The 26,816-nt window shown below is 60.9% G+C and carries 23 protein-coding genes; 12 read left to right on the top strand and 11 right to left on the bottom strand.

The window, feature by feature from the left end:
• Positions 1-31 precede the first annotated feature (31 nt).
• The 10 genes from B5G16_RS00110 (at position 32) to B5G16_RS00070 (ending at position 10,887) form a co-directional block, all read left to right on the top strand.
• Complete coding sequence (locus B5G16_RS00110; RefSeq protein ID WP_087259874.1) at positions 32-1,573, top strand: YifB family Mg chelatase-like AAA ATPase; 1,542 nt, start codon at positions 32-34, stop codon at positions 1,571-1,573.
• Positions 1,574-1,645: 72 nt separating this feature from the next.
• Positions 1,646-2,746 carry an undecaprenyldiphospho-muramoylpentapeptide beta-N-acetylglucosaminyltransferase gene (gene murG / locus B5G16_RS00105; RefSeq protein WP_087259871.1) on the top strand — a complete coding sequence of 367 codons (1,101 nt, stop codon included), beginning with the start codon at positions 1,646-1,648 and terminating at the stop codon, positions 2,744-2,746.
• Positions 2,746-4,128 (top strand): UDP-N-acetylmuramate--L-alanine ligase, encoded by a 1,383-nt coding sequence (gene murC / locus B5G16_RS00100; RefSeq protein ID WP_087259869.1) that lies wholly within the window; start codon positions 2,746-2,748, stop codon positions 4,126-4,128. Before murG ends, murC begins: the two co-directional genes overlap by 1 nt.
• A gap of 24 nt (positions 4,129-4,152) precedes the next feature.
• Positions 4,153-5,250 carry a cell division protein FtsQ/DivIB gene (locus B5G16_RS00095; RefSeq protein ID WP_087259867.1) on the top strand — a complete coding sequence of 366 codons (1,098 nt, stop codon included), beginning with the start codon at positions 4,153-4,155 and terminating at the stop codon, positions 5,248-5,250.
• An 11-nt stretch (positions 5,251-5,261) separates the two neighbouring features.
• Positions 5,262-6,764 carry a cell division protein FtsA gene (gene ftsA / locus B5G16_RS00090; protein WP_087259865.1) on the top strand — a complete coding sequence of 501 codons (1,503 nt, stop codon included), beginning with the start codon at positions 5,262-5,264 and terminating at the stop codon, positions 6,762-6,764.
• A gap of 11 nt (positions 6,765-6,775) precedes the next feature.
• Positions 6,776-6,991 carry a hypothetical protein gene (locus B5G16_RS12460; protein ID WP_143260793.1) on the top strand — a complete coding sequence of 72 codons (216 nt, stop codon included), beginning with the start codon at positions 6,776-6,778 and terminating at the stop codon, positions 6,989-6,991.
• On the top strand, positions 6,988-8,313 hold the full coding sequence (gene ftsZ, locus B5G16_RS00085; protein ID WP_087259863.1) for a cell division protein FtsZ: 1,326 nt from the start codon (positions 6,988-6,990) through the stop codon (positions 8,311-8,313). The genes B5G16_RS12460 and ftsZ overlap by 4 nt, the downstream gene beginning before the upstream one ends.
• Before the next feature lie 15 nt (positions 8,314-8,328).
• Positions 8,329-9,609 carry a gliding motility-associated protein GldE gene (gene gldE, locus B5G16_RS00080; RefSeq protein ID WP_087259861.1) on the top strand — a complete coding sequence of 427 codons (1,281 nt, stop codon included), beginning with the start codon at positions 8,329-8,331 and terminating at the stop codon, positions 9,607-9,609.
• Complete coding sequence (locus tag B5G16_RS00075) at positions 9,606-10,193, top strand: 4'-phosphopantetheinyl transferase family protein (protein WP_087259859.1); 588 nt, start codon at positions 9,606-9,608, stop codon at positions 10,191-10,193. Before gldE ends, B5G16_RS00075 begins: the two co-directional genes overlap by 4 nt.
• Before the next feature lie 52 nt (positions 10,194-10,245).
• Complete coding sequence (locus tag B5G16_RS00070; RefSeq protein ID WP_087260483.1) at positions 10,246-10,887, top strand: pentapeptide repeat-containing protein; 642 nt, start codon at positions 10,246-10,248, stop codon at positions 10,885-10,887.
• Positions 10,888-11,189: 302 nt separating this feature from the next.
• On the opposite strand, the gene B5G16_RS00065 is transcribed toward B5G16_RS00070, so the two are convergent.
• The 10 genes from B5G16_RS00065 to B5G16_RS00020 form a co-directional block, all read right to left on the bottom strand.
• The gene (locus B5G16_RS00065) at positions 11,190-12,386 is read right to left on the bottom strand and encodes an aminopeptidase C (protein WP_087259857.1); all 1,197 of its coding nucleotides are present in this window, start codon (positions 12,384-12,386) and stop codon (positions 11,190-11,192) included.
• Positions 12,387-12,424: 38 nt separating this feature from the next.
• Entirely contained in the window at positions 12,425-14,722 is a 2,298-nt protein-coding gene (gene topA, locus B5G16_RS00060) for a type I DNA topoisomerase (protein ID WP_087259855.1), read from the bottom strand.
• Between the two features lie 74 nt (positions 14,723-14,796).
• Positions 14,797-16,497, bottom strand: coding sequence for a DUF4270 family protein (locus B5G16_RS00055; RefSeq protein WP_087259853.1), 1,701 nt, complete (start codon positions 16,495-16,497; stop codon positions 14,797-14,799).
• The gene (locus B5G16_RS00050; RefSeq protein WP_087259851.1) at positions 16,481-17,287 is read right to left on the bottom strand and encodes a glycogen/starch synthase; all 807 of its coding nucleotides are present in this window, start codon (positions 17,285-17,287) and stop codon (positions 16,481-16,483) included. The genes B5G16_RS00055 and B5G16_RS00050 overlap by 17 nt, the downstream gene beginning before the upstream one ends.
• 39 nt (positions 17,288-17,326) lie before the next feature.
• Positions 17,327-18,376, bottom strand: coding sequence for a tRNA preQ1(34) S-adenosylmethionine ribosyltransferase-isomerase QueA (gene queA / locus B5G16_RS00045; RefSeq protein ID WP_087259849.1), 1,050 nt, complete (start codon positions 18,374-18,376; stop codon positions 17,327-17,329).
• Positions 18,377-18,435: 59 nt separating this feature from the next.
• Positions 18,436-19,125 carry a tRNA pseudouridine(55) synthase TruB gene (truB, locus tag B5G16_RS00040; protein ID WP_204227975.1) on the bottom strand — a complete coding sequence of 230 codons (690 nt, stop codon included), beginning with the start codon at positions 19,123-19,125 and terminating at the stop codon, positions 18,436-18,438.
• 26 nt (positions 19,126-19,151) lie between these two features.
• Positions 19,152-19,943: an undecaprenyl-diphosphate phosphatase gene (locus B5G16_RS00035; RefSeq protein WP_087259844.1), complete on the bottom strand. Its 792-nt coding sequence runs from the start codon at positions 19,941-19,943 to the stop codon at positions 19,152-19,154.
• An 18-nt stretch (positions 19,944-19,961) separates the two neighbouring features.
• Positions 19,962-20,222, bottom strand: a complete 261-nt coding sequence (locus B5G16_RS00030) for a DUF3098 domain-containing protein (RefSeq protein WP_087259841.1) — start codon at positions 20,220-20,222, stop codon at positions 19,962-19,964.
• Positions 20,223-20,226: 4 nt separating this feature from the next.
• Complete coding sequence (locus tag B5G16_RS00025; protein WP_087259839.1) at positions 20,227-21,108, bottom strand: cell division protein FtsX; 882 nt, start codon at positions 21,106-21,108, stop codon at positions 20,227-20,229.
• Positions 21,098-23,617, bottom strand: coding sequence for a YfhO family protein (locus B5G16_RS00020; protein WP_087259837.1), 2,520 nt, complete (start codon positions 23,615-23,617; stop codon positions 21,098-21,100). Before B5G16_RS00020 ends, B5G16_RS00025 begins: the two co-directional genes overlap by 11 nt.
• A gap of 87 nt (positions 23,618-23,704) precedes the next feature.
• On the opposite strand from B5G16_RS00020, the gene B5G16_RS00015 reads away from it, so the two are divergent.
• Entirely contained in the window at positions 23,705-24,694 is a 990-nt protein-coding gene (locus B5G16_RS00015) for a polyprenyl synthetase family protein (RefSeq protein WP_087260481.1), read from the top strand.
• Positions 24,695-24,745: 51 nt separating this feature from the next.
• Complete coding sequence (locus B5G16_RS00010; RefSeq protein ID WP_087259835.1) at positions 24,746-26,050, top strand: MFS transporter; 1,305 nt, start codon at positions 24,746-24,748, stop codon at positions 26,048-26,050.
• Between the two features lie 185 nt (positions 26,051-26,235).
• Here B5G16_RS00010 and rplS read toward each other — a convergent pair whose 3' ends face one another.
• Entirely contained in the window at positions 26,236-26,616 is a 381-nt protein-coding gene (gene rplS / locus B5G16_RS00005) for a 50S ribosomal protein L19 (protein WP_087259833.1), read from the bottom strand.
• Positions 26,617-26,816: the final 200 nt, after the last annotated feature.

Below are 26,816 nucleotides of genomic sequence, written 5' to 3'. Positions count from 1 at the left end.
CCCGTTGTCGTTCGCATAATCCGATACAGCCATGTTCGTTCGCACGTTTGCCGGAGCCCTTCTGGGGATCGACGCCGTGAAGGTGACCGTCGAGGTCGACATCACGGGCGGCGGTCTGGGTTTGTATCTGGTGGGTCTCCCCGACAATGCCGTGAAGGAGAGCGAACAGCGGATCCGTGCGGCGTTCGGGAATTCGGGCGAACGGATGTCGGGACGCAAGGTGGTGGTGAATCTGGCGCCTGCGGATCTCCGCAAGGAGGGTGCGGGCTTCGACCTGCCGATCGCCGTGGGGATCCTTGCGGCGATGGGGCGGATCGACGCTGGGGCGGTCGGCGATACGATGTTCGTCGGGGAGCTGTCGCTCGACGGGTCGCTCCGTGCGGTCCGGGGGATGCTGCCGCTGGCCCTTGCCGCACGGCGGGAGGGGCTTCGGCGGGTGGTGCTTCCGGCGGAGAACGCCGCCGAGGCGGCCGTCGTCACGGGCATCGAGATCGTGGGGGCAGGGACGCTGCGCGAGGTCGTGGAGTACCTGAACGGCGAGCGGACGATCGCGCCGACGCTTCCCTCCGATGCGGATCCGTTCGATCCCTCGCGGCTGCACTATGCGGAGGATTTCGCCGACGTGAAGGGGCAGACACACGTGAAGCGGGCGCTGGAAATCGCGGCGGCGGGCGGACACAACGTGCTGATGATCGGCGCCCCGGGCTCGGGGAAGACGATGCTGGCGCGGCGCCTGCCGACGATCCTTCCGCCGCTGACGCGCGAGGAGGCGCTCGAAACGACCAAGATCCACTCCGTGGCGGGGAAGACGGAGTTTGCCGGGGGATTGATGAGCCTGCGCCCGTTCCGGGCTCCGCACCACCTCACGTCGCAGGTGGCGCTGATCGGCGGCGGACAGTCGCCGCGCCCGGGCGAAGTCTCGCTGGCCCACAACGGCGTTCTGTTCCTCGACGAACTGCCCGAATTCGGGCGGAGCGTGCTGGAAGTGCTCCGGCAGCCGCTGGAAGAGAAACGGATCGTGGTTTCGCGGGCGAAGTACAGCGTCGAGTATCCGGCGAACTTCACGCTGGTGGCGGCGATGAACCCCTGCCCGTGCGGCTATTACAACCACCCGACGAAGGAGTGTACCTGCTCGCCGGGGAGCGTGCATCGCTACATGGGCCGGATCTCGGGTCCGCTGCTGGATCGGATCGACTTGCAGGTAGAGGTGATTCCGGTCGAACCTGCGGAGCTGACATCGGCGGCTCCGGGCGAGCCGAGTTCGGCGATCCGCGAACGGGTGATCCGGGCCCGGGAGGTGCAGGCCGAGCGGTTCCGCGGCGTGGAGGGGGTGCATACCAACTCGATGATGGGGAGTTCGCTGCTGCGGAGTTGCTGTCGGCTGGATGCGGACTCTTCGACGTTGCTTACCCGGGCGATGGAGCGGCTGTCGCTCTCGGCGCGGGCCTACGACCGGATCCTGAAAGTGGCTCGGACGATCGCCGATCTGGCCGGACGTGCGGAGATCGCGGCGGCGGATGTTGCCGAGGCGATCGGCTACCGTTCGCTGGACCGCGGCACGTGGGGCCGTTGATCCGGGGAGCGGAGGAGCCGGAGGGTATGGAGGCCCCGGCCGTATAAAGAAGAGGTTGAAAATAAAAACGATATGAAAAAGATCATTCTTTCGGGCGGCGGCACGGGGGGCCATATCTACCCGGCCGTGGCGGTTGCCGAGGCGCTGAAACGTCGCTTCGGCGATGACGTCGACCTGCTTTTCGTCGGCGCCGAGGGCAAGATGGAGATGGAGAAGGTCCCGGCGCTGGGCTACCGGATCGTGGGTCTCCCGATCGCGGGGCTGCAACGGCGGCTCGACTGGCACAACCTGCTGGTGCCGTTCAAGGTGCTGAAAAGCATCCGGATGGCCAAACGGGTCATCCGCGATTTCGGGGCCGATGCGGTGGTTGGGTTCGGCGGCTATGCGAGCGCTCCGGTGCTGTGGGCGGCCCAGCGTATGGGCGTGCCGACCGTCATCCAGGAGCAGAACTCCTATGCCGGGGTGACGAACAAGATCCTGGGCAAACGCGCCAAACGCATCTGTACGGCCTACGAGGGGATGGAACGCTTCTTCCCGGCCGATCGTATCGTGCTGACGGGCAATCCGCTGCGGGGCCGCTTCTCGAAGGAGGGCGCCGACCGGGCCGAAGCGCTGGAATACTACGGACTGATGTCGTCGCTGCCGACGATTCTGGTGGTCGGGGGTTCGCTCGGCACGCGGTCGCTGAACGAGATGATGAAGCAGTGGATCCTCGATACGGGGGGCACGGCCCCGGTGCAGGTGATCTGGCAGACGGGCAAGTACTATGAACGCGAGATGCGGGCCTTCCTGGCCGAACACCCCGCGGCGCACGTCTGGCAGGGAGCCTTCATCGACCGCATGGACTATGCCTATGCGGCGGCCGATGTGGTTGTTTCGCGCAGCGGGGCCGGTACGGTCTCGGAACTGTGCCTGGTGGCCAAACCGGTGGTGTTCGTGCCGTCGCCGAACGTGGCGGAGGACCACCAGACGAAGAATGCCCGGGCGCTGGAAGCCCGGGGCGCCGCGGTGGTGATCCCGGATGCGGAGAGCCGGACGGAGGCCATGAAGCGGGCGACGGAGTTGTTGAAGGATCCCGCAGGGCTGGCCGCGATGAGCCGCAACCTGGAATCGCTGGCCAAGCCCCATGCGGCGGAAGATATTGTCAATGAACTTGTAAACGTGATGGAGTGATGGAACGGAAGAGCGTCTATTTTCTGGGCATCGGGGGCATTGGCATGAGCGCCCTGGCCCGCTATTTTCTGCATGAAGGATACCGGGTTGCCGGTTACGACCGCACGCGCACGGCGCTGACCGACGCGCTGACGGCCGAGGGTGCCGCAATCCACTACGAGGACGACGTGCAGTCGATTCCCGCGGAGTTCCTCGATCCGGCCCGCACGGTTGTGGTCTATACGCCGGCCGTTCCGCAGGATCACGGCGAATATGCCTACTTCCGCGAACACGGCTTCCGCATCGAGAAACGCTCGCAGATGCTGGGGCTGCTGGCCGAGGGGAAATACGTGATGGCGGTGGCGGGCACGCACGGCAAGACGACGACCTCGACCCTCGTAGCATGGCTCAACCGCGTGCTGACGGGCGGCGGTTCGGCCTTTCTGGGGGGCCTTTCGAAGAACTTCGACGGGAATCTCGTGCTGGGTGACGGGAAACGGCTGGCGGTCGAGGCCGACGAGTTCGACCGTTCGTTCCTGCGGCTCTACCCGGATGTGGCGGTGGTGACTTCGGCCGATGCCGACCACCTCGACATCTACGGGACGCACGAAGCCGTCAGGGAGGCCTTCGCGCAGTTCATCCGCCAGATCCGCCCCGACGGTTTCCTCATTATCAAGCAGGGGCTCGACCTGACGATCGACAACGCGGAGATCACGGTCTACCGCTACGCCTACGATACGCCGTGCGACTTCTACGCGCGGAACATCGAACTGATCGGCGGCGGACACTACCGCTACGATGTGGTGACCCCTTCGGGGGTGATCGAGGGGTGTACGCTCGGCATTCCGGGATGGGTGAACATCGAGAATTCGGTGGCGGCGGTGGCTTCGGTCTGGTGCGCGGCGCAGAGCCGGGGCGAGGAGCCCGATGCGGAGCGGATCCGGGAGGGGTTGTCGACCTTCTCGGGGGTGAAGCGCCGCTTCGAGTTCTACGTCAATACGCCGAAGCAGGTCTACATGGACGACTATGCCCACCACCCGCGCGAACTGGCCGCGACGCTGACCTCCGTGCGGCAGATGTTCCCCGGGCGCCGGATCACGGCATTGTTCCAGCCGCACCTCTATACCCGCACGCGGGATCTCCATACGGAGTTCGCCGAGGCACTGTCGCATGCCGACGAGGTGGTGCTGCTGCCGATCTACCCGGCGCGCGAGGAGCCGATCGAGGGGGTGACGTCGGATCTGATCGCCCGTCAGGTGACGGTTCCGTGCCGGATCGTCGACCGCGACCGGCTGGCCGAAACGGTTGCGGCGATGGATACGGACGTGGTCATCAGCTTCGGGGCGGGGAACATCGACGCCTGCTGCGAGGCGCTGGCCGAGGTGCTGAAACGCAAGAGCTGACCTTTTCCCCGATCCGGAACGACGATGCGGTATCTGCGCCATACGATTCTGACACTCCTGTGGCTGGGGGTCTTCGTCTACATGCTGTGGGCGGGGGCTTCGGTGCGTCGCGGGCGCTCGGCGCTGCGGGTCCGGAGTCTGGATATCGAAGTGGTCGACAGCACGTCGCAGGGCTATCTGGTGACGGGGCCCCAGGTGCGGCAGTGGATTTCGCAGAGCGGCATCGGCACGATCGGCACGGCCGTTGCGGATGTCGATCTGACGGCCATCGAACGGCTGATCGCGCGCAACGGCTTCGTGAGCGACGTGGCGTCGTACATCTCGGGCCGGGGGGAGCTGCACGTGCGGATCACGCCCCGGGAGCCGCTTCTGCGGCTGCTGACCGACGGGCGCAACGCCTATGTGACTTCCGGAGGGTATGTCTTTGCGGCGCCGCGGGCCTCGTCGCTTTACGTTCCGGTAGTCACGGGTTCCTACCGGCCTCCGTTCCCGGCCGATTATGTGGGGGATGTCCGGGCCTGCATCGATCTGCGGAAGCAGGAGATCGAAGCGCGGATCGAGGAGCTGGAACGTTCGAAATACCCGGTCTACCGCCGCGAACAGGCGAACGACCGCTCCTATCGGGAATTCCGCCGGAAGCGGATCAAGCGCCGCTGGTGGCGCGGGGAGAGTGCCGAGGCGTTCGACCGCCGGGTCGAGGAGCTGTTGGCGCAGAAGGCCGAACAGCGGCGGGTTTACCGCTATCGGTCGCGCCTGCTCGCGGCGGAGCTTGCGCGGATCGAGGAGCAGCAGGAGGCGGAGCGTCGGAAGCAAAAAAAGTTGGAGAAAAGCTACGAAGATTTCATGAAACTCCTTACCTTTGTGGAAACGGTCGAAGATGATGATTTCTGGAGGTCGGAGGTGGTGCAGATCGCCGCTCATACGACCTCCAGCGGAGCATTGGAAGTGGAGTTGGTTCCTCGGAGCGGTCGCCATACGATCCTGTTCGGGCGCCTGGAGGATGTGGACCGGAAGTTCGACAAGCTGATGCGTTTCTATCGCAACGGACTGTCGACGATCGGTTGGGATGAGTATCGCACCATTGACATCAGATATAAGGACCGGGTCATCTGCAAGAAGTAAAAGATAGTATCGTGGAAAGGAAGAATTATACCGTAGCGGTCGATTTGGGTTGCTCGTCGGTCGTCGTAGCCGTCGGGGAGAAGACTCCCGAGGGTTTGCTTGACGTGGTTTGCATCGTCTCGAAACCCGTCGAGGAGGGGGTTCATGCGGGCCGGATCGAGAATATCGAACTGGTCAGCCAGGCGATCCGTGCGGCCGTGTCGGCTGCCGAGGAGGAGTCGGGCATCCGGATTACGGAGGCCTATGCGGGCATTTCGGGCGACTTCGTGCGCTGCGCCCGCCATACGGACCATGTTTTCGTCTACGACCCCCAGAACGGCGTGAACCAGAAGGACGTCGATGCGCTCTTCGACCGGATGCGGAACGTGCAGGCCCCGGACGACGAGACGATCATGGAGCGGGTTCCGCAGAACTATATGGTCGACGACGATCAGGAGGTGCGCAACCCGGTGGGGTCGTTCGGCAAGAAACTTTCGTCGACGTTCAACTTCATCCTGTGCCAGAAGACGCCGATGCAGCGTCTCGACATGGCGTTGAAACGCCTGGGCATCCGGATGCTGGGCGTCGTATCGGACGCGATGGCGACCCCCGAGTCGGTACTTCTGCCCGACGAGAAGGAGGAGGGCGTAGCGGTGGTGAACGTCGGCGCCGGACTGACCGACGTGACGGTCTATTACCGGAACGTGGTGCGCTACATCGCCTCGATTCCGATGGGCGCCTCGGCGATCAACCGCGATATCCGGACGATGAGCGTTCCGGAGAAACACGTCGAGAGCCTGAAACAGAAATACGGTTCGGCGGTGGCCGAACTGGCGCCCGATGACAAACTGATCCGCGTGAACGGACGCACGGCGCGCGAGGCGAAGGACATCCTGCTGCGGAACCTGGCGACGGTGATCGAAGCCCGGGCCACGGACATCGTGGAGTTCGTGCAGCAGGAGATCAAGGATTCGGGCTTCGCGGGGAAACTCGCCTACGGCATCGTGCTCACGGGCGGCTCCGCGAAACTGAAAGACCTCGACGAACTGTTCCGCCGCCTGACGGGACTGGACGTGCGTGTTGCGCTTCCGGAGTCGGGCATCACCGAATCGTCGAAGGAGAAGGTCTCCGATCCGGCCTTCTCGACGGTCGTGGGACTGCTGATCCGCGGCTCGAAACTCGGCGGTTGTGCGGTGCTTGAACGCCCGGTGACGGCCGCTGCGCCGCAGCCGGCTGCCACGCCGGTCCCGGAGCCGCGTCAGCCCTATGTTCCGACGCCTCCGGCCGCCAATACGTTCCGACATGTGCCGCCGCGCACTTCGCAGCCGGCCCAGCCGGGTCAGCCGGTCCAGCCGCAGACGCCGCAACCTTCGGCCGCGGAGCCTGTACAGCCGTCGCCGGCTTCGGTTTCCGAACCCGAGGAACCGCGCCAGCAGCCGGAACCCCGTCGCAAACGCGATTGGGGCTCGATCTTCCAGAAGACCTTCGACAAGATCAACAAGAGCTTCTCGGCCGCCGAGGACGAGGAGATCTGACCCGGGGGCGAGTGAAGGGGCCGGGAAGAGAGAGGGACGAAGAGGGAAGAGGCGAAGAGAAAAGGGGCGAAGAGAGGATGGATGCAAGAAGGGGAAGAGAATGGAGGAGAGAGGAAGAGAGGAAGAGAGGAAGAGAGGAAGAGAGAGGGGGAGTAGATTTTCGGAGCCGGGATGCGATTCCCGGCGCCGGATTTGACAACAGAGATAAAAAGAGAATTCAGATATGACAGACGAATTGATGTCGGAAATCAAGGTTCCGCGCACGGATGGCTCGATCATCATGGTGGTGGGCGTGGGCGGAGCCGGCGGAAATGCCGTGAACCACATGTGGAACCTCGGAATCCGGGGCGTGACGTTCATGGTGTGCAATACCGACCAGCAGGCGCTGGACAAGAGTCCCGTGGAGAAGAAGATCCGCCTCGGCGCGGAGGGTCTCGGTGCGGGGAATGATCCCGAGAACGGTCGCCGTGCGGCGGTGGAGACGCAGCCCGAGATCCGCCAGGCGCTGGAAGAGTCGGGGACGAAGATGCTCTTCATCACGGCGGGCATGGGCGGCGGCACCGGTACGGGAGCCTCGCCCGTGATTGCGAAACTCGCCAGGGAGATGGGCCTTCTGACGGTTGCGATCGTGACCTCGCCGCTGGCCGTCGAGGGCAAGATCCGCTACGAACAGGCCTTCCGCGGTATCGAGGAGCTGCGCCAGAACACCGATTCGCTGCTGATCATCAACAACGAGAACATCCTCGAAATCTACGGACGACTCTCGTTGAAACAGGCCTTCGGCAAGGCCGACGACATTCTGGCCTCGGCGGCCAAAGGCATTGCGGAGATCATCACGGTGGAGAGCGATCTGGTGAACGTGGACTTCGCGGATGTCTCGAAGGTGATGCGCGACAGCGGCCGGGCGCACATGGCCGTCGCCACGGCCGAGGGCGACAACCGTGCCGAAGCGGTTGCCGAAGCATCGCTGCGTTCGCCGCTGCTGGACCACAACCTGATTTCGGGTGCGAAGAACATCCTGCTGAACATTTCGGTGTCGAATGCCGACGGTCTGATGTACGAGGAGGTGGTTCGGATTCTGGAATATATCCAGGCCCACGCGAGCGTACAGGACGAACGGGGCGTGATCCACAATGCGAACATCATCTGGGGTACGAGCGAGAAGCCGCAGTTGGGCAATGCGATCGAACTGGTCGTGGTGGCTACGGGTTTCGAAGGCGACGCCCAGCCGGTGGGCATGAAGACGATCATCCCGCCGCGGATCGTGGAGCCTGCGGCCGTGCGGGATACGGCTCCGGCGGCCCCGGTTCTGGAACCGATCAAGCCGGTGACCCAGAAACCGGCCCAGCGCCAACCGGAACAGGTGATGCTGGGCGTGAAACCGACGCGGTACAGCAATATCGAGGCGCTGCTTGCCAAGCCGGCCTACCAGTCGCGCAATTCGAAATTCGTAGTGCAGAGTTCCGGAGGCCGGAAGGAGGTACTCAAAGACGATGCGGCGGCGACTCCGCAGCGCGAGGAGCCGAAGGGCGGATCGCTGTTCGACTAACCAATACTTTTCGATTTGGAAGAGACTTATTCCTGGATTGCATTCCACGGCTTTACGCCTCATATCATCGTGCTGTGCGCGGTGACGCTCTGCATGTTGTGCATTTCGGCGCTGGTATCGGGCGCGGAGACTTCGTTTTTTTCGCTGTCGCACAATGACATCCGGCATTTGCAGGAGAGTCGCGGCGGACGTGCCGCAGCGGTTTTGCGGCTGTTGACGGATGTCGATCTGCTGCTGGCGACGATTCTGGTGATCAACAATCTGGTGAACATCTGCATCGTGATCCTCACGGCGGGGATCATCGATTCGCTGTTTACGTTCCTGCGTTTCGAGTTTCTGTTCAAGACGGTGCTGGTGACGTTCCTGCTGCTGCTCTTCGGGGAGATCATGCCGAAGGTGCTGGCACAGACGATTCCGGTCCGTTTTGCGCTGCTGGTGGCGCGTCCGCTGCTGATCCTGCGGTGGATTTTCTACCCGTTGTCGTACATTCTGGTGCGGACGAGCAGCCGCATCAGCGAGAAGGCGGCGCACAAGAGCGAGATCTCGCTCGACGACCTGGCCGATGCGGTCGACATGACGCAGAATACGAGTCCGGAGGAGCACGTGATGCTTTCGGGGATTGTAAATTTCGTGAATACGGAGGTTCAGGAGATCATGAAGCCGCGCGTGGACATGACGGCGCTCGACATCACGGCGGATTACGACCACGTGAAGCGGACGATCATCGACTCGGGTTTTTCGCGAATTCCGGTCTACGAGGAGGACATGGACAATATCCGGGGGACGCTCTACGTGAAGGACCTGCTTCCCTATATCAACAACGGTCCGGATTTCGGCTGGCAGCAGCTGATGCGCAAGCCCTACTTTGTCCCGGAGCACAAGAAGATCAACGACCTGCTGGCGGATTTCCAGACGAACAAGGTGCACATGGCGATCGTGGTCGATGAATACGGCTCGACGTTGGGGCTGGTGTCGTTGGAGGACATCATCGAGGAGATCGTGGGCGAAATTTCGGACGAGAGCGACAACGAGGAGCAGTTCTATACGCGGGTCGACGCGAAACGGTATATCTTCGAGGGGAAGACGCACCTCGGGGATTTCGAACGGATCCTGAATCTGGACGAGGGAACCTTTTCGGACGTGAAGGGCGAAGCCGAGACGCTTGCGGGCCTGATGCTGGAACTCAAACGGGACTTTCCGCGCAAGGGCGATACGTTTACGGCGCACGATCTGCGCTTCACGGTACAGGAGATGGAGGGGCACCGGATCGACAAAATCCGGGTCGACCTGCCATGATTTCGCCGCGGCTGTGCATCGAGTCCCCGAAGCCGGAGGATGAGACTTCGTTCTGGACGACGGACGAAGAAGTTGCGCAGGCTGCGGCGTTCCGGAGCGAGCGGCGCCGCCGTGAGTTCCTGACGTGGCGGGCGATCGTCCGCCGGGAGTTGGGACGCGATACCCGGATCGCATACAACGGACTGGGAGCTCCGATTCTTCCCGACGGGGAGGCCTTTGTCTCCGTATCGCATTGTCCGGGGTGTCTGGCGGTCTGTCTCTCGCCGAATCGTTGCGCCGTGGATATCGAGCGTGCCGACCGGGATTTCAGCCGGGTTGCCGCGCGGTTTCTGACCCCGGACGAGGCGTCGCTCTGCTCCGATCCGCGATGGCCGGGGCTGGTCTGGTGCGCCAAGGAGACGCTCTACAAATACGCCGGGCGGCGGAATCTGGACCTGCTCCGCGATTTGCGGATCGTATCTGTTCGCCCGAGTTCCGACCCCTCTCCGTGCACGTGGACGATCGGGGGGCGGATCGGGGATGAAGCGCCTCTCCGCCTTTCGGCCTGCTGCGACGGAGATTTTCTGGTGGTGTATATCCTTTGATCCGCAGCAAGCCATGATCCCGGCCTCCCCGAAGAACCGAAACTCCCGTCCCGTGGAGATTGCAGCCCCGCAGCTGCCTCCGGAACCTGTACAACCGAGCGATCCTGCGCTGCTGTTTCGCTCCGGGGAGGTGGACGATGCCGCATTCCGGGCTGCCGACTTCTCGGGCCTCTGCTGCGAACACCTCTCGATCCGCTCCTCCCGCTTTTCGGGGTGTTCTCTGGCCGGTGCGCAGCTTTCTCACGTGCAATGCTCGGACGTGCTCTTCCGGAACTGCGACCTTTCGAATGCCGACTTTTCGGGATGCAGTCTCCATCGGGTCCGGTTTGTGGATTGTCGGCTCTCCGGGGCCAATTTTGCCGAAACGACCGCCCGCCACCTGACGGTCGAACGCTGCAAGGGCGAGTATCTCAACCTCTCCTTTTCGCGCTTTCGAGCGGCGCGTTTTGCCGCCTCCCGGCTGAACGGCGCCTCGTTCAGCGACTGCCGCTTCGAACAGACGGAATTCACGTCGTGTGACCTTTCGCAGTCCGAATTCTTCGGAACCCGCCTGTGCGGACTCTCTTTGGCCGACTCCGAAATTCACGGCCTCCGGGTCCGCGAGATCGGGTCGTTTGAATTGAAGGGATTGAAAATAAGCGCTTTGCAGGTGGTTGAGTTGGCTCGTCTGTTGGGCGTCGAGATCGAGCCATGAGGCATTTCTCAAAAATTTTATATATTTTATAAAAAATATTAATAAAATGTTTGGAAGATTGCTCCCGGACGATTACCTTTGCTTCGTCTTAAATGGTAAAATATTTTAATAATTAGTTGCTATGAAGGCGAAGATTGGAGAGTGGCTCCGTACCGCTCTGATTATGTTGGGAGAGAGCATCAAGTATCGTGAGATGTAAATCTCCCATTTAAAACGACTTAAAACAGAAACTTCAATAAAACGGGAAGCAGCCCGGCTCGCAAGAGTCGGGCTGTTTTCGTATGGGTTTTTCGCACGCCGTTCTATTTCCAACCGAACTTTTTACGGATCTCCTTGGGTATGGCGTTGCGGTTGACCATAATGGACATGGTCTTGTACTCGACGAACGGACGGGAGAAGTAGCAGAATCCGTCGTAGGGCGGCATGACGTCCCAGGAGTTCTGGACCTTGTAGTAACGGTTTCCGATCTGGTCGGTGGCCGTACCGACGATGACCATTCCGTGGTCGTCCGTGGTCTCGTAGTTGTCGAAGGCCGTCTGACGCATCTGCTGGTCGATTTTGCGCTCCTTTCCGGGTTTGTCGAACTTGTAGAGGGCAGCTTCCTTTTCGCGCGCGGTGAGTTTTCCCCACTTTTCGGCTTCGGTTCCGCTCATGCTTTCGAGATCGGCCTCGGGGATGATGCCGATGGCTTTCGTGCGGCTGAATCCCTTTTCGCTGACGTCCGTACCCCAGGCGACGGTGTATCCGTTTTCGAGGGCGTAGTCGATGGTCTGCATCATTTCGTCCAGTGGGAGGTTCCAGACCGAAGCCCACATCCAGTTGTCGGGGACCTCGATGATGAAGGGAGCGTAGAAGGGGTGGTGCGAGAAGGAGGAGAGGTCGACGTAGTCGTCCATGTCGATGGGCAGCGATTCGGCGAAGCTCTTGGGGGTGTACTCCCGGCCTTCATAGGTGAAGGTTTCGGGACAGGGTCCGAAATAGGTGTCGAGGATGGCGTCGAATCCGCGTTTCCAGGCGGTCGAAAGGGGTCTGTTTCCCTTCGAGGCGTCGATTACGGCGTCGAGGTAGGCTTTCAGCACGGCGGACAGTTCGTGGAAATCGGGCTTGTCGGTTCCGTAGTTGAGTCCGGGATATACCTCGAACGGCACGATTCCGTATTGTTTGATCCCTTCGGTGACGTCGTGCGAGGCGCCTCCCTCGGCGAAATTGAGTTCGCCGTGCAGGCGGACGTACTTCACGGCCTTGTCCATGAAGGAATGGCGGACGATCCACATTTCGGAGAGGTGCATTTCGGGGCCTCCGGCTCGGAGGATCTCGCTTTCGAGCATCGTCATCGTGGAGTAGCACCAGCAGGTGCCGCTGCGGTTCTGGTTCTTGACCGGAGTCGTGCGGATGATCTTGCCGTCGGTGAAGCGATACCCCTGTGTGGAGTCGGGATTCTGTGCCGCGGCTCCGAGGGCGATCCAGAGAGCCAGTGCGGAGAGGATCAGGTTTTTCATCGTGTGCGTGGGTATTGGGTTGGTTTTCGGTATGAGGCTTACTTTTTGGCTCCTGCGACGATTTTCAGACACGCTTCGAGGGTCAGCTCTTCGGGCTTCGATCCTTTGGGGATGCGGTAGTTCTTGCCCTTGTAGGCGATGTATGCGCCGTATCGTCCGTTCTTCACGAGCATGTCGGGATCCTCCGGGAAACTTTTCAGCGGGGTGTTGGCCGCGGCGGCCGCAGCCTGGTGCTCGCGGATGATCTCCACGGCGCGGTCATGCGTCAGCGTGTAGGGGTCGTCGCCCTTGGGCAGCGAGGCGAACGACTTTCCGTAGCGGACATAGGGACCGTACTTTCCGAGTCCGACGACGAGTTTCTCGCCGTCCAGCTCCCCGACCTCGCGGGGCAGGGCGAAGAGTTCGAGGGCCTCCTCGAGGGTGATCGACTCGATGAGCTGGCCCTTTTTGAGCGACGCGAAGCGGCTCTTCTCGCCTTCGGGGGCCTCGATCTCGACCATCGGGCCGTAACGGCCGATTCGGGCCTTGACCGTGCGGCCCGTTCTGGGGTCATTGCCCAGGATGCGCACCTCGCGGGGTTTCGAGCTCTGGGTCGTGATGGCGGCGTTGACCATCTCGTGGAAGGGTCCGTAGAAGGATTCGATCATCTTCTCCCAGGTGATTTCGCCCTCGGCGATGCGGTCGAACTCCTTCTCGACGTTGGCCGTGAAGTTGTAGTCGATGATCGGTCCGAACTGCGCTTCGAGGTAGTCGTTGACGACCATGCCGATGTCGGTCGGCGAGAGACGGCTCTTCTCCTTGCCGTAGCTCTCCGAGAGGTTTTCGCGGGCGATTTTTCCGTTTTTGAGGGTCAGCTGGGCGTATGCGCGCTTCTGCCCGTCGCGATTCTGCTTGACGACATAGCCGCGGTTGATGATCGTGGAGATCGTGGGGGCGTAGGTCGACGGGCGTCCGATGCCGAGCTCTTCGAGCCGTTTGACCAGCGAGGCCTCGTTGTAGCGGGCCGGCGCCGAGGTGAAGCGCTCCGTGGCGGCGATCTGCACCGGCGTCAGACGGTCTCCGGCCGCAAGCTTCGGAAGCCGGCCTTCGCCGCTTTCGGCGGCCTGGTCGTCGTCCGTGGATTCGGAGTAGAGACGCAGGAACCCGTCGAAGCGGATCACCTCGCCCTGTGCGACGAACTGGTGGGCGGATCCGGACATGTCGATGGTGATGGTCGTGCGGTCGAGTTCGGCGCAGACCATCTGCGATGCGACGGTACGCTTCCAGATCAGGTCATAGAGCCGCTTCTCCTCGGGTGTTCCGTCGATCTCCTGCCGCTCGATGTACGACGGGCGGATGGCTTCGTGCGCCTCCTGTGCCCCTTTGGTTTTGGTCTTGTAGTTGTACCACCGGGAGTACTTCTCGCCGTAGAGCTTGATGATCTCCTCCTTGCACTGGGCCAGGGCCTGCTGCGAGAGGTTCACCGAGTCGGTACGCATGTAGGTGATCAAACCCTGTTCGTAAAGGTGCTGGGCGACGGACATGGTCCGCGATACGGACATGCCGAGTTTTCGACCGGCCTCCTGTTGGAGCGTGGAGGTGGTGAACGGCGGTGCGGGATAGCGCTGTGCGGGCTTCTCCTCGGCTTTGGCGACGGTGAACGTCGCGCCGATGCAGGCGTTGAGGAAGGCCTCGGCCTCCCCGGCGGTGTCGAAGCGGGTCGGGAGCTCGGCCTTGAAGAGCGTCTTCTCGGGGTCTCCGGCGGGATGGAACTGCGCCACGACGCGGAAGTAGGGGGTCGAACGGAAGGCGATGATTTCGCGTTCGCGCTCGACGATCAGCCGTACGGCGACCGACTGCACGCGGCCTGCGGAGAGCGCGGGTTTGACCTTTTTCCAGAGCACGGGCGAGAGTTCGAATCCGACCAGGCGGTCGAGGATGCGCCGGGCCTGCTGGGCATTGACGAGGTCCATGTTGACGGTCCGGGGTTTCTCGATGGCCTCGAGGATGGCGCGTTTGGTGATTTCGTGGAATACGATCCGCTTGGTCCGGTCGACGGGGAGCCCCAACACTTCGGTGAGGTGCCATGCGATGGCTTCTCCTTCGCGGTCTTCATCGGAGGCGAGCCATACGGTTTTGGATTTGGCGAGTTTGGCGAGTTCGTCGACGACCTTTTTCTTGTCGGCGGGGATTTCGTAGACGGGTTTGAACCCCTGTTCGATATTGATGCCGAGATCCTTCTTGGCGAGGTCGCGGATGTGTCCGAAGCTCGATTTGACGACGTAGTCCTTGCCGAGGAACTTTTCGATGGTCTTGGCCTTGGCCGGGGACTCGACGATAACTAAATTGTCCTGCATGTCCGGAGTCTTTTCGGAAAAGCGAAAACCCAAGTGCAAGACTCAGGTTTCGCAGGGTTGGGTTTTTCGGGTTTTTACTTGATGAGGTTGTATGCCAGGTCGAACCGGATCGGACAGTCGAGTGCGCTGTCGTCGGTCGAAGCGCCCTGGAACACGCCGAACGAGTTCGTGTAGAGACTGTATGCCTCGGGTCCGATGTATACGGTCCTGTATTTGACGTCGTCCCAGTTGATACCCTCCTCCCAGGCGGCATACTTTGCATCGAAGTCGGCGTCTTCGGGATCCGGATAGGTGACCCCCGCAGCGTTCTTGGCCTTGATGTAGTAGTTCCAGATCTGTTGGAGGTATCCCGTGATGTTGAGGACGTAGCATCCGCGGCTCCGGTTGACATACCCGCCGTAGGCGAGCGTCGTGCTGTACGTCTGTTCGTAGGAGTATGCGTAGTCGGAGATCGGCGTGAGGGTCTTGTAGTTGGTGTAGACCCCCAGGCGGCTGGGCGCGGCGTTCATCTCCTCGATGAGCTGCACGATCGAGGGGCCCGTGGGGTCGAGATTCTCCCAGTCGTAGCTGCTTCCCGTGAAGTAGACCGACATGCGGGCCTGGCTGAACGCGAGGGTCTGGAAATTCTTTCCATCCTTGGCGTTTTCCTTGGCGATGACCTCTTCGAGCGAGGCGAAGAATCCGGGGGTGAAGGTCATTTCGGTGACGACACCGCCGAGTCCTTCGACGCGGAGTTGCGAGACGGGCGTGCGGGTGTCTTCCGCACCTTGTTTCGGCTCCTGTGCATTGCTGATGTCGAAAGCGACGTCCGGATCGGTGATCTGCGTGTAGTCGTGGCTGACGGAGTTCACCGAGACGTTTCCGTGTGCGGCGTAGGAGTCGTAGAAATAGAACACCATGCCGATGGTATCCTTGATGAGCGAGGGGTCGCTCTCGACGCGGTTCCGGCCGTAGATCGACAGTCCGGAAGCGTCGAGTTTCGTGGCGTAGATCGTTCCGACGTTGTGTTTGTCCGCTTTGTCGAGCTGGAAGCCGGGATCGGGTGCGATGTACAGGCCGGGGAACTCTTCGAGGAAGTACTTGAGGCTGTCGACGGTGTAGATCGTGTAGTTGTCCTTGTACTTGCCCTCCTGGAGCATCAGGCGCTTGATGTAGCTCTTGCCGGACTCGGTGGGAGTCAGGGTGACGCTCGTGGTGGAGGAAGGGTATTTTCCCTCTCCGCCGAGCGTAAAGCGGAAAAGCGGTTCCTTTTCCGTATCGACGGTGGTCTTGTCGGGGGAGAATCCGAGGTAGAAGGTCGTATCGTTCTTCTCCTTCTGGGTGATGTAGTCGTTGTTGAGGATCTCGTATACGGCGAAATGCTGCTCGGTGAGGGTGTCGGTTCCGAACGCGGAGATGGAGAGCATGATCTGTGCGGAGTCGAAGATGGGCATGTATCCGAAGTAGTCTTCGGGCACGGCGTAGTAGCTGACCATCTGGGAGAGGAATCCGGCCTTCCGCTCGCCGAGTGTATCGTTCATCTGGGCTCCGAAATAGCCGTAGGAGATGTTGGAGCTGACGATCGAGTCGGTCTTGAAGAGCCGTGTTTCGACGTATTTTTTAGGATTCAGTCCGTCGATGGTGACGAATCCGGCCCGCATCTGCTGGTTGTCGGGGATGAGGTTTCCGCCGAGCGTGTCGTCGACCTTCGTGCAGCTTCCGAGCGTCAGCGCGCCGACGAACGCCAGCGCGAGGGCGCGGATCGACAGGCGGCGGGGATTATTGAATCGCTTCATAGAATCGGTTGTAATTATCGAAAAAGTCCTCGGCCTCGGGGTTCTGGTATTCGAGCAGGGGTTTTCCGCATTTGCGGATCTCGTCGAGTACGCGTTCGTCGATGTCGGGAGATGCCGCGACCATACCGTCGGCATAGTTCATAACGAAACGGCAGAGATTTTCGTATGACGGGGCGTTGAGAAGGTCGAGATTTTTGTCTTTGATTCCTTCGCCCTCGATTTTGGCCCGGAATTCCGGGTCGAGTTCTCCGGGGAAAGCGTCGCCGTATAGGGAGACGACGATCTTGACGTCGCGGAAGATGGGGTCGTCGGCGAAGACGTGTTTCAGATAGACGGGGACGATGGCGGAGAACCAGCCGTGGCAGTGGACGACGGAGGGGGTCCACCGGAGTTTCCGGACGGTTTCGAGGACGCCGCGGGCGAAGAAGATGGCGCGTTCGTCGTTATCGGGGAAGAAGTTACCGTCGGGATCGGCGAGTACGGCCTTTCTGGAAAAGTAGTCGTCGTTGTCGATGAAATAGATCTGTACGCGGGCTGCGGGGATCGAGGCGACCTTGATGATGAGCTGATGGTCGTTGTCGTCGATAATGAGGTTCATGCCCGAGAGTCGGATGACCTCGTGGAGCTGATGCCTTCGTTCGTTGATGCAGCCGTAACGGGGCATGAAGGTGCGGATTTCGTTTCCCCGTTCCTGCATTGCCTGTGTCAGGGCGCGACAGAGTCGGGCGCTCTCCGTTTCCGGGAGGTAGGGGCTTATTTCCTGACAGACGTACAGAATCTTGTTAGCCATGTTTCTGGGGGTTTATCTCTGCAAAGATACGAAAAAAAATTAAAGGATAAGCATGGCGTCGCCGTAGGTTCCGAAGCGGTATCCCTCCTCGCGCGCGGTTTTGTAGGCGTTCATGACGGTTTCGTACCCGCCGAATGCGGCGACCATCATCAGTTGGGTGGAATAGGGGAGGTGGAAATTGGTGACCATGGCGTTTGCGACGGTGAAGTCGTAGGGCGCGAAGATGAACTTGTTGGTCCACCCCTCCATGGGTTTGATCATGCCGTTGGTGGAGACGGCGGTTTCGAGCGTCCGCATGACGGTCGTACCGATGGCGACGACCTTGTGTCCGGATCGTTTGGCGTTGTTGACGGTTTCTGCGGCCTCTTCGGTGACGAAGAACTGTTCGGAGTCCATCTTGTGCTTGGAGAGGTCTTCGACGTCGACGGTCCGGAAGTTTCCGAGTCCGACGTGGAGGGTGATGAAGGCGCTGTCGATACCCTTGATCTCCATGCGTTTCATGAGGTGCTTGGAGAAGTGCATTCCGGCTGTGGGGGCTGCGACGGCACCCTCGTGGCGGGCGAAGATGGTCTGATAGCGTTCGGCGTCTTCGGGTTCGACCTTTTCGCGGACCCACTTGGGCAGGGGGGTCTCTCCGAGGGAGAAGAGTGTCTGCTTGAATTCGTCGTAGGATCCGTCGAAGAGGAACCGGAGGGTGCGTCCCCGGGAGGTGGTGTTGTCGATGACTTCGGCGACGAGCAGGTCGTCGTCTCCGAAGTAGAGTTTGTTTCCGATGCGGATTTTGCGGGCAGGGTCGACGAGGACGTCCCAGAGGCGGAGTTCGCGGTTGAGTTCGCGGAGGAGGAATATTTCGATTTCGGCTCCGGTTTTCTCCTTGTTCCCGTAGAGACGTGCGGGGAATACCCTGGTGTCGTTGAATACGAAGAGGTCCTTTTCGTCGAAATATTCGATGATGTCCTTGAAGATCCGGTGTTCGACGGTTCCTTTGGCTCGGTTGATGACCATGAGCCGGGATTCGTCGCGGTTTTCGGCCGGGTATTTGGCCAGCATTTCGGGGGAAAACTCGTACCCGTATTGCGATAATTTCATAGACAACGTTTTTTACGTTCAGAAAAAAGAGACAGATTATTTCTTATACGCAAAAAAGGTCATTTTGTTTCAAGGTTTTGCAGATTTTCGAGAAAATCGTCGAGCGAGTGGGCGTTTTCGAGGGTGAAACCGCCGCTTCGGGTTCTGCGCAGCGCGGTGAGATGGGCTCCGCTGTGGAGTGCGATGCCGATTTCGTGAGCGAGCGATCGGATGTAGGTTCCCTTGCTGCACCGCACACGGATGACCACCTTCGGGAGGTTGCATTCGAGGATCTCCATCTCGTAGATGTGGATCAGCGCCTGCCGGACGGCGACCTCTTCGCCCGCGCGTGCGAGTTCGTAGGCGCGTGTACCCTCGATCTTCTTGGCCGAATAGACGGGCGGGGTCTGCAAGCGTTCTCCGGTCAGTTCCGCGAGCGCCTTTTCGACGGCATCGCGGGTGATGTGCTCCCAGGGATAGGTCCGGTCGATTTCGTGTTCGAGGTCGTAGCTGGGGGTCGTGGCGCCGAGCATGACGTCGGCGATGTACTCCTTCTCTTCGGCTTGCAGGGCGTCGACCATCTTGGTGGCGCGACCGATGCAGACGAGGAGGATTCCCGTGGCGAGGGGGTCGAGGGTTCCGGCATGGCCGACCTTGATGCGCCGGTATCCGAGCTTGCGGAGCGAGAACTTGATCTTGCGGACCACGTCGGTGGAGGTCCAGCGCAGGGGTTTGTCCAGCACGGCGATGTACCCCTCTTCGAAGTTGATGCCGCGCAGTTCGAGCGAATCTTTCATCAGCAGATGTAGCTTACGATGGATACGATGCCGGCCAGTGCGCAGTAGAGGACGAACCAGATGAGGCGGCCCCGTTTGACGATTTCGAGCATGAAGCGGCAGGCCAGGCATCCGGTTATGAACGAGGCGAGGAATCCGGCGATCAGGGGCACGGTTCCGACGCCGGCGGTGAGTTCGCCCTTTGCGGCTTCGAGGAGGGTTTCGCCGAGGATCGGGGCGAGGACCATGAGGAACGAAAACTGTGCGACGACGGTCTTTTTGTTTCCGAGGAGGAGTCCCGTGGCGATGGTGGACCCGGACCGGGAGAGCCCGGGCATGGCGGCGCAGGCCTGTGCGATTCCGATGATGAGGGCGTCGCGGTAGGAGATCGTCTCTTTCTGGCGGGGTTTTGCGTAGTAGGCGAAGGCGAGCAGCGCGGCGGTGAGCAGGAGCATGGCACCGACGACGGCGAGGATGCAGGGAGCGTTGAGCAGGCGGTCGATCTGGTCTTTGAGGAGGAATCCGACGATTCCGATGGGGATCATCGAGACGACGATTTTGAGCACATAGGCCTGTTCGTCGTTGAACCGGCGGGAGAAGAGTCCGCGGATCAGCCGCACGACTTCGCTCCACAGGACGACGATCGTACTCAACGCCGTGGCGGCGTGGAGTGCGACGTCGAAGGTGAGGTTTTCTTCGAGTTGTACGCCGAGGATCTCCTTGGCGATTTGGAGGTGTCCGCTGCTCGACACGGGGAGGAATTCGGTGATTCCCTGTATGATGCCGAGCAGGATGGCTTGAAGGGTGTCCATTTCGTTTCGCTTTGGGTTTTATTCGTACCGTTTCAGGATGGCGTATATCTCGAAAGCGAAGCCTCCGATGACGAGGATCGGGGCGAGGGTTATTCTGCGCCAGGAGAACATGGCGTAGTTGAATTCGTCGGGGTTTTCGCTGCCGCCTCCGGTCATGAGGACGAATCCGAGGAGGATGACGGCGAATCCGATGACCAGCAGGATATAGTTTCGTCGGGTGAGGGGCATCCGGTTGTTTTCGTTGTTCTGTTCCGGCATTTTCGGCTGATTCTTTTTCATCTTATTAATAGAGGTATATCTTGTTGGACTTCATGTTGACGAACTTGTTGAGCGCGGCGAAGGTGAAGAGTCCGGAGATGACGACACCACCGGCAATCATCGCGCCGAGGATGATGGCGATTTTGCGGATTTCGGCGAAGGTGGCCAGTTCGGGCACGGCCTCGTTGAGTCCGTATACGGCGAGGGCGAAGAGTCCGGCGGCGGCGATTCCGGCGATCACGCCCTGTGTGAAGCTGCTTCCGAGGAAGGGGCGCATGATGAACCACTTGGTGGCGCCGACGAGCTTCATGGTGTTGATGATGTACCGTTTCGAGAAGATGGCCAGCCGGATGGTGTTTCCGAGGAGGATGAGCGAGATGACGAGCAGTGCGCCGCCGAAGAGGATGAGCACGAGGCGGATCTTGTTCACCGTGGCATGGAGGCGTTCGGCCACCTGTGCGGGATAGGAGACGCGGTCGACGCCGGGGATCCGTTCGACGGCGGCGATGAAGTCGTCGAGGAGTTCCTTGTCTTCGGATGCGGCCGAGAGGGTGAGTTCGAAGGAGTCGAGCAGGGGGTTTTCCTGGAGGATCTCCTCGAATTCGGCGCCGAACATCTTGCGGAATTCGGCATCTTCGGCCTTTTCCTGTTTGGAGGAGAAGGCGATCGTGGCGACGAGATCTTCGGCGTTCAGCCGGTTTTCGATCGTGGTCCGCTGTTCGTCGGAGATTCCGTTTTGGAGTTCGACGGTCACGGAGATGCTTTCCCGGAGGGTGTCGGCGACCTTCATGGCGGCGATCATCAGATACCCGACCGATCCGAGGAGGAAGAGGACGAGGGCGATGCTGACCGTCGAGACGATGTATGAGTTGCGGACTTTCCGTTTGAGTCTTTTGTCATCCTTCATGGCAGGGAGTTTTTTTCTTTCGGAATGCGTAAATGAGGGCTGCGACGGCGCCGAGGAGGATCAGTCCCGAGCAGAGGCCCGTGACGGCTTCGACGGCGCTCCACCCGGGGGCCCGGAAACGCCATTCGACGACGTGCTCGCCGGCCGGGAGCTCCATGGCCCGCAGCACGTAGTCGGCGCGGAAATAGGGGGCCTCTTGGCCGTCGACATAGGCCGTCCAGCCCTTGTCGTAGTAGATTTCGGAGAAGACCGCAACGGCCTTTTCGGGAGCGGAGTATTCGTACCGGAGGTAGTTGGGGCGATACTCCGTGAGGCCGATCCGCGCCGATGCGAGGGTCTCGGGGGTGGGGGCCTGCGGTTCGATCTTTTCCGCCAGCCGGTCGTCGACGACGGCCGTCGTGCGGAGGTTCGCCTTTTCCAGCAGGTCGATCTCCTCTTGGGCGGAGGCGGCACCGGCGAGCGAATCGACGAACCAGGCGGTTCCGAAGGCCGACGTGCGGCGCTGGGCCCGGGGTTGTCCGTCCTCTCCGGGGACGATCAGGTAGCGGGTGTTGAGCATGTCGAGCACCGCGGGGTTCAGGTCGTTCAGATAGCGGTCGATGAGGTCCTGATAGCGGGCCAGCTTGGCGCCGTGGTAGCCTCCCACGGATCGGTGAAAGTAGGAGGTTGTGGCGTCGTTGAAGGGGCTGACGGTGAGGTTCAGCACGCGGTATCCGGGTTCGGTGTCCTGCATGATGGCGCGGTCGGCGGCCGAGGGGGTGACCTGCGTGCGGCGCGGGGATACGAAGTTCTCGTCGGAGAGGAACCGCCGGTCGACGGGCACGAGGTCGAGCAGCATCACGGCGGCAAGGAGTGCGACCGCCGTGCCGCGTCCGATCCTGCGGGCGGCCCACAGCGCGACGCACCCGGCGGCGAGGAGGATCATCCCGAGCGAGCGCCACGCATCGGCCTGCATCATGCCGGCGCGGTCGGCGGCGATGGCCTGTGCCACGGCGTCGCCCCATTCGGCATCCATGCCGCGGTCGATGTAGGATTGGAGGCCGTTTGCGGCGAATACCTGGCGGAACGTATCGGACATCTGGTCGGCGCTGGCGGCGCGCCCGAAGTCGAAGAGAGACCCGCCGGCGAGGGCGAAGAGCAGACAGAGCCCTCCGGTGATTCCGGCGGCCCAGGCGATGCCCTTGCGGATGCGTTCGCGGGGCATCCCGCCTTTCCAGAGCTGCATGAGGGCGAATGCCCCGAGCAGGGGCACGGCCCACTGCACGACGACCAGCGTCATCGAGACGGTCCGGAACTTGTTGTATCCGGGGAGGCATTTGAATGCCAGTTCGGTGAATCCCATGAAGTTGCGTCCCCAGGCGAGGAGGATCATCAGCAGCGATACGGCGATGATCCACCACTTGTTGCGGCCCTGCGACCAGAACGCCCCGAGCAGGGCGAGGAACAGGGCTGCGGCGCCGAGGTAGGTCGGGCCGCCCGTGTAGGGCTGCGTGCCCCAGTATGCGGGCAGCTGCCGGGCCCAGCTTCCGAGCGAGGGGGCTCCGAGACTGCGTCCTATGTCGGAGAGTTCGGCGGCCGTCTGTCCGTCGGCGGGGAGCGTCGTCGCGGAGTCGCGGCCCATGAAGTCGGGGATCAGCAGGTTGAAGGTTTCGGTCTTCCCGTAGCTCCATGCGGTGGCGTAGTCGAGGTCGAGGCCGCGGGTGTCGGTTTCGACGGTTTCGGCGAGTTCCGAGCCTCCGCGGATGGTCTCCGGGGAGTGCTGTGCGGTGTACCAGAGGGGTGCGAAGTTCGCCCCGAGGGCGAGGATTCCGGCGGCGGCGAGGGCGGCGGTGCGGCGCACGAAATCCCCCGTCCGTTTTTCGCGGAAGGCGAAAACGGCCTCGCTGATCCAGAGCGCGGCCATGGCCACGAGGAAGTAGTAGGTGATCTGGGGGTGGTTCGCGCCGATTTCGAGGGCCGTGGCGAGCGCGGTGACGGCGGCTCCGATCCGGACGTCCTTCCGGAGCGTCATCCAGGCCCCGCCCATCATCAGCGGAGCATAGACCAGCGCCCACATCTTGGTGACGTGTCCGGCGGCGATGATCAGCAGGAAGTAGGTCGAGAATCCGTATGCGAGGGCCGGGATGATGCCGACCCAGGGGTTGACGCCGCCGATCAGGAGCATGATCCAGAAGGCGGTCATGGCGAAGAAGAGGAATGCGGCGGGGGTGTCGAGCCACCGGACGACCTTCCCGACGTAGTTTTTGACGAGCTGTGCGGGGTATTCGACGTTGATCAGATAGGCGGGCATGCCGCCGAACATGCCACCGGTCCACTGGGGGTCTTCGCCGGTCCGATCTCTCATGTCGTTGATGTCCCTGGTCATTCCCTCGTACTGGATGACGTCGTGCTGGGGGAGCACCTCGCCGCGGAACTGGGGTATGAAATAGAGGGCCGCGGCCACGAAGAAGATGACGATGGCCGCCGCCAGGGGGAATGTCTTCGACAGGTTTTCTTTGCTAAAATCCATTTCACCGAGACTTTATCGACTGCCAAAGGTACGAAAAAAGCGCGAGAGTCCGTATTTCGATAGGGAAAAATGACTATCTTTGCCAATATGATTACGCTCGAAGATATACGCAGGCCCATCATGGCGGAGCTTGCGGCGTTCGATGAGTTCGTCGATCGTCAGTTTACGGCCGAGGGAGAGTTGTTGTCGGAGATGTTGCGCTATGCCCTTTCGTCGCGCGGCAAGGGGATTCGTCCGATGCTTGTGATGTTGTCAGCCGCGCTGAATGCGCCGGTCAAGGGTGCGGCGACGGGACGCCGGGCGTGCCTGGCAGCGATGCTCGTGGAGATGATCCACGTGGCGTCGCTGATCCACGACGACGTGATCGACGAAGCCGATACGCGTCGGGGGCGGGCTTCGGTCAACGCGCGGTGGCAGTCGCACAAGGCGGTGATTCTCGGGGACTACATCCTGGCGCGGAACATGAGCATCGGTCTTCAAAGCGGGCAGTTCGATCTGGTGACGCATATCTGCGGGTCGATGTCTGCGCTGTGCGAAGGCGAGGTTTTGCAGGACGAGTGTGCCGCGAACCGGACGATGACGATGCGCTCGTATCTGGACATCATCTACAAGAAGACGGCGTGCCTGCTGGGGGTAAGCGCTTCGGCGGGGGCTCTGGCCGTCGGTGCGACGCGCGACAAGGTTTCGTCGATGCGGCGTTTCGGCGAAGCGGTGGGGATGGCGTTCCAGATCCAGGACGACATTCTGGACTACACGCCGACGGCCCAGACGGGGAAACCGGCGTGCAACGACCTCCGCGAGGGAAAGATCACGCTTCCGCTGCTGATTGTTCTGGAACGCTCGGACGAGGCGCGTCAGAACGAGCTTCTGGCGGATCTGTCGCGCTGCCATGAGGATGCCGCGGCTGTGGAGCGGATCCGTTCGGCGGTGGAGTCGGAGGGCGGTCTTTCGGCAGCGGGGACGGTGATGCAGGGCTATATCCGCCGGGCGACGGAGATGCTTGCGGACTACGCGGATTCGGAGTACCGGTCCGCGTTGGTGAACCTTTGCGCCTATATTGCCGAACGCGACCGATGAGTTGAACCCGAAATCCGAACCTGAAACATATTAACCTAATTTTTATATTTCATGGAGACAAAAAAACAGAATTTTGTACTGCCGATTGTCGTGATGATCTTCCTTTTCGGAATGATTTCGTTCGTGACGAACCTGGCATCGCCGATGGGTGACATCTTGAAGTATCAGTTCAACGTTCCGAACTGGATGGGGACACTGGGCGTGTTTGCCAACTTCATCGCGTATGCGATCATGGGCTATCCCGCCGGCAACATGCTCCAACGTTACGGATACAAGAAGACGGCGCTGATCGCTGTGGGCGTCGGATTCGTCGGCGTCGGTATCCAGACCCTGTCGGGCACGGTTGAGAGTTTCGGTGTTTACCTGCTGGGTGCGTTCATCGCAGGTTTCTCGATGTGTATGCTGAACACGGTCGTGAACCCGATGCTGAACAAGCTCGGCGGCGGCGGCAAGAAGGGCAACCAGTTGATCCAGACCGGCGGATCCTTCAACTCGCTGTGCGGTACGGCGGTGATCATCCTGACGGGTCTTCTGATTCCGGAGGGGATCAAGAATGCGCAGATCAGCAATGTTTTCCCGTTGATGTATGCGGCGCTGGCCATTTTTGCCTTTGCGTTCATCGTGTTGAGCCTGACGAAGATTCCGGAGAACAAGCCGGAGGTTTCGAAGGACGCCGCATCGGCTTCGAAATACGGGCCGTTGTCGTTCCGCCACTTCGTGCTGGGCTCCGTGGCGATCTTCATTTATGTCGGTATTGAGGTCGGCATTCCGAACGTTTTGCAGAAATGGTTGCAGAATCCGGAACTGAACGTACTGGGCAGCGGTGTCAATGTTGAGGCCGTAGCGGGCTCCGTAGCAGCCACCTATTGGTTCCTGATGTTGGTCGGCCGACTGCTGGGAGCGGTGATCGGGAGCAAGGTTTCGGCCCGCGGCATGCTGATCGTGGTGTCGGGCGTGGGTCTTCTGCTCACGCTGGGAGCGATCGTTCTTTCGCCCTCGGTATTGGTGAATCTTCCGGTGTTCAACGGAACGGGCGGATTCGGACTGGTGAATGTTCCGATCAATGCGGCCCTGCTTGTGTTCGTGGGTCTCTGCACGTCGGTGATGTGGGGCGGCATCTTCAACCTGGCCGTCGAGGGTCTCGGCAAGTACACGGAGAAGGCTGCCGGCATCTTCATGGCACTGGTTTGCGGCGGCGGTATTCTCCCGCTGCTCCAAAACGCCATTGTCGACTATACGAATGCCGGCATGGGTTACCTGACGAGCTATTGGGTGATCGTCATCTGCCTGATTTACCTGCTGTACTACGCGCTGATCGGTTCGAAGAACGTGAACAAGGATATTCCGGTGGATTAATTTTCCGGATCGGTTTCCGAAACGCGGGGGCGGGGCCACAGAGGGGCTCCGCCCCCTTTTTTCTGACCGGAAGCACGTTTCCTATTTGTCATCTTTGCGCCGCACCGTCCGGCACAACTTGCTCATCCGACAAAAAAAAGATGCCCCGGAAAACGGGACATCCTTTTTCTGCGACGGGTCGCAGCCTACTTCTTTTCGGCGCTGACCATACGCTTCTCCTTGATGCGGGCCTTCTTGCCGGTCAGATCGCGGAGGTAGTAGATGCGGGCGCGACGCACGACACCGATCTTGTTGACCTCGATCTTGTCGATGTGGGGCGAGTAGAGCGGGAAGATACGCTCGACGCCTACGCCGTTGGAGACCTTGCGGATGGTGAACATCTTGGTCTTGCCCGACCCCTTGATCTGGATCACCACACCGCGGAAGCTCTGTATGCGCTCCTTGTTACCCTCGATGATTCGGTACGATACGGTGATCGTGTCTCCGGCCTTGAACGACGGCACATCGGCGTCCGTCTTGGGCCACATCTGCTCGTTTACGAGCTTGATGATTGCATCTTTGTTCATTGTTGCAACAAATTTTTGAGTTTCGCACTCGACATTCCCGCTGCGGACGACTACCATACCGGACTTTTTCCGATAATCCTGCGGATCGGGGGATCCGCAGGTCGGGATTCGGGGTTTTTGCCGGCATGTTTCGGGCAAAGGTACGAATAATTCGTGCTTTTTTCATCCTTTATTTGCATCATATCGTTTTTTCTCTTTAT

Source organism: Alistipes sp. An66 (genome assembly GCF_002161445.1).
GTDB lineage: Bacteria > Bacteroidota > Bacteroidia > Bacteroidales > Rikenellaceae > Alistipes > Alistipes cottocaccae.
Note: the sequence above shows the minus strand (reverse complement) of the source record. Positions and strands in the feature narration are given on the sequence as shown.

What these genes read in the sequence shown, in the direction of transcription:
- rplS (WP_087259833.1), bottom strand. Translation starts at nt 26,616, where the DNA reads ATGAACAAAGATGCAATCATCAAGCTCGTAAACGAGCAGATGTGGCCC.
- murC (WP_087259869.1), top strand. Translation starts at nt 2,746, where the DNA reads ATGGAACGGAAGAGCGTCTATTTTCTGGGCATCGGGGGCATTGGCATG.
- murG (WP_087259871.1), top strand. Translation starts at nt 1,646, where the DNA reads ATGAAAAAGATCATTCTTTCGGGCGGCGGCACGGGGGGCCATATCTAC.
- B5G16_RS00025 (WP_087259839.1), bottom strand. Translation starts at nt 21,108, where the DNA reads ATGAAGGATGACAAAAGACTCAAACGGAAAGTCCGCAACTCATACATC.
- B5G16_RS00035 (WP_087259844.1), bottom strand. Translation starts at nt 19,943, where the DNA reads ATGGACACCCTTCAAGCCATCCTGCTCGGCATCATACAGGGAATCACC.
- B5G16_RS00030 (WP_087259841.1), bottom strand. Translation starts at nt 20,222, where the DNA reads ATGAAAAAGAATCAGCCGAAAATGCCGGAACAGAACAACGAAAACAAC.
- B5G16_RS00055 (WP_087259853.1), bottom strand. Translation starts at nt 16,497, where the DNA reads ATGAAGCGATTCAATAATCCCCGCCGCCTGTCGATCCGCGCCCTCGCG.
- B5G16_RS00110 (WP_087259874.1), top strand. Translation starts at nt 32, where the DNA reads ATGTTCGTTCGCACGTTTGCCGGAGCCCTTCTGGGGATCGACGCCGTG.
- B5G16_RS00095 (WP_087259867.1), top strand. Translation starts at nt 4,153, where the DNA reads ATGCGGTATCTGCGCCATACGATTCTGACACTCCTGTGGCTGGGGGTC.
- B5G16_RS00010 (WP_087259835.1), top strand. Translation starts at nt 24,746, where the DNA reads ATGGAGACAAAAAAACAGAATTTTGTACTGCCGATTGTCGTGATGATC.
- B5G16_RS00065 (WP_087259857.1), bottom strand. Translation starts at nt 12,386, where the DNA reads ATGAAAAACCTGATCCTCTCCGCACTGGCTCTCTGGATCGCCCTCGGA.
- B5G16_RS00075 (WP_087259859.1), top strand. Translation starts at nt 9,606, where the DNA reads ATGATTTCGCCGCGGCTGTGCATCGAGTCCCCGAAGCCGGAGGATGAG.
- ftsZ (WP_087259863.1), top strand. Translation starts at nt 6,988, where the DNA reads ATGACAGACGAATTGATGTCGGAAATCAAGGTTCCGCGCACGGATGGC.
- topA (WP_087259855.1), bottom strand. Translation starts at nt 14,722, where the DNA reads ATGCAGGACAATTTAGTTATCGTCGAGTCCCCGGCCAAGGCCAAGACC.
- queA (WP_087259849.1), bottom strand. Translation starts at nt 18,376, where the DNA reads ATGAAATTATCGCAATACGGGTACGAGTTTTCCCCCGAAATGCTGGCC.
- B5G16_RS00050 (WP_087259851.1), bottom strand. Translation starts at nt 17,287, where the DNA reads ATGGCTAACAAGATTCTGTACGTCTGTCAGGAAATAAGCCCCTACCTC.
- B5G16_RS00020 (WP_087259837.1), bottom strand. Translation starts at nt 23,617, where the DNA reads ATGGATTTTAGCAAAGAAAACCTGTCGAAGACATTCCCCCTGGCGGCG.
- B5G16_RS00015 (WP_087260481.1), top strand. Translation starts at nt 23,705, where the DNA reads ATGATTACGCTCGAAGATATACGCAGGCCCATCATGGCGGAGCTTGCG.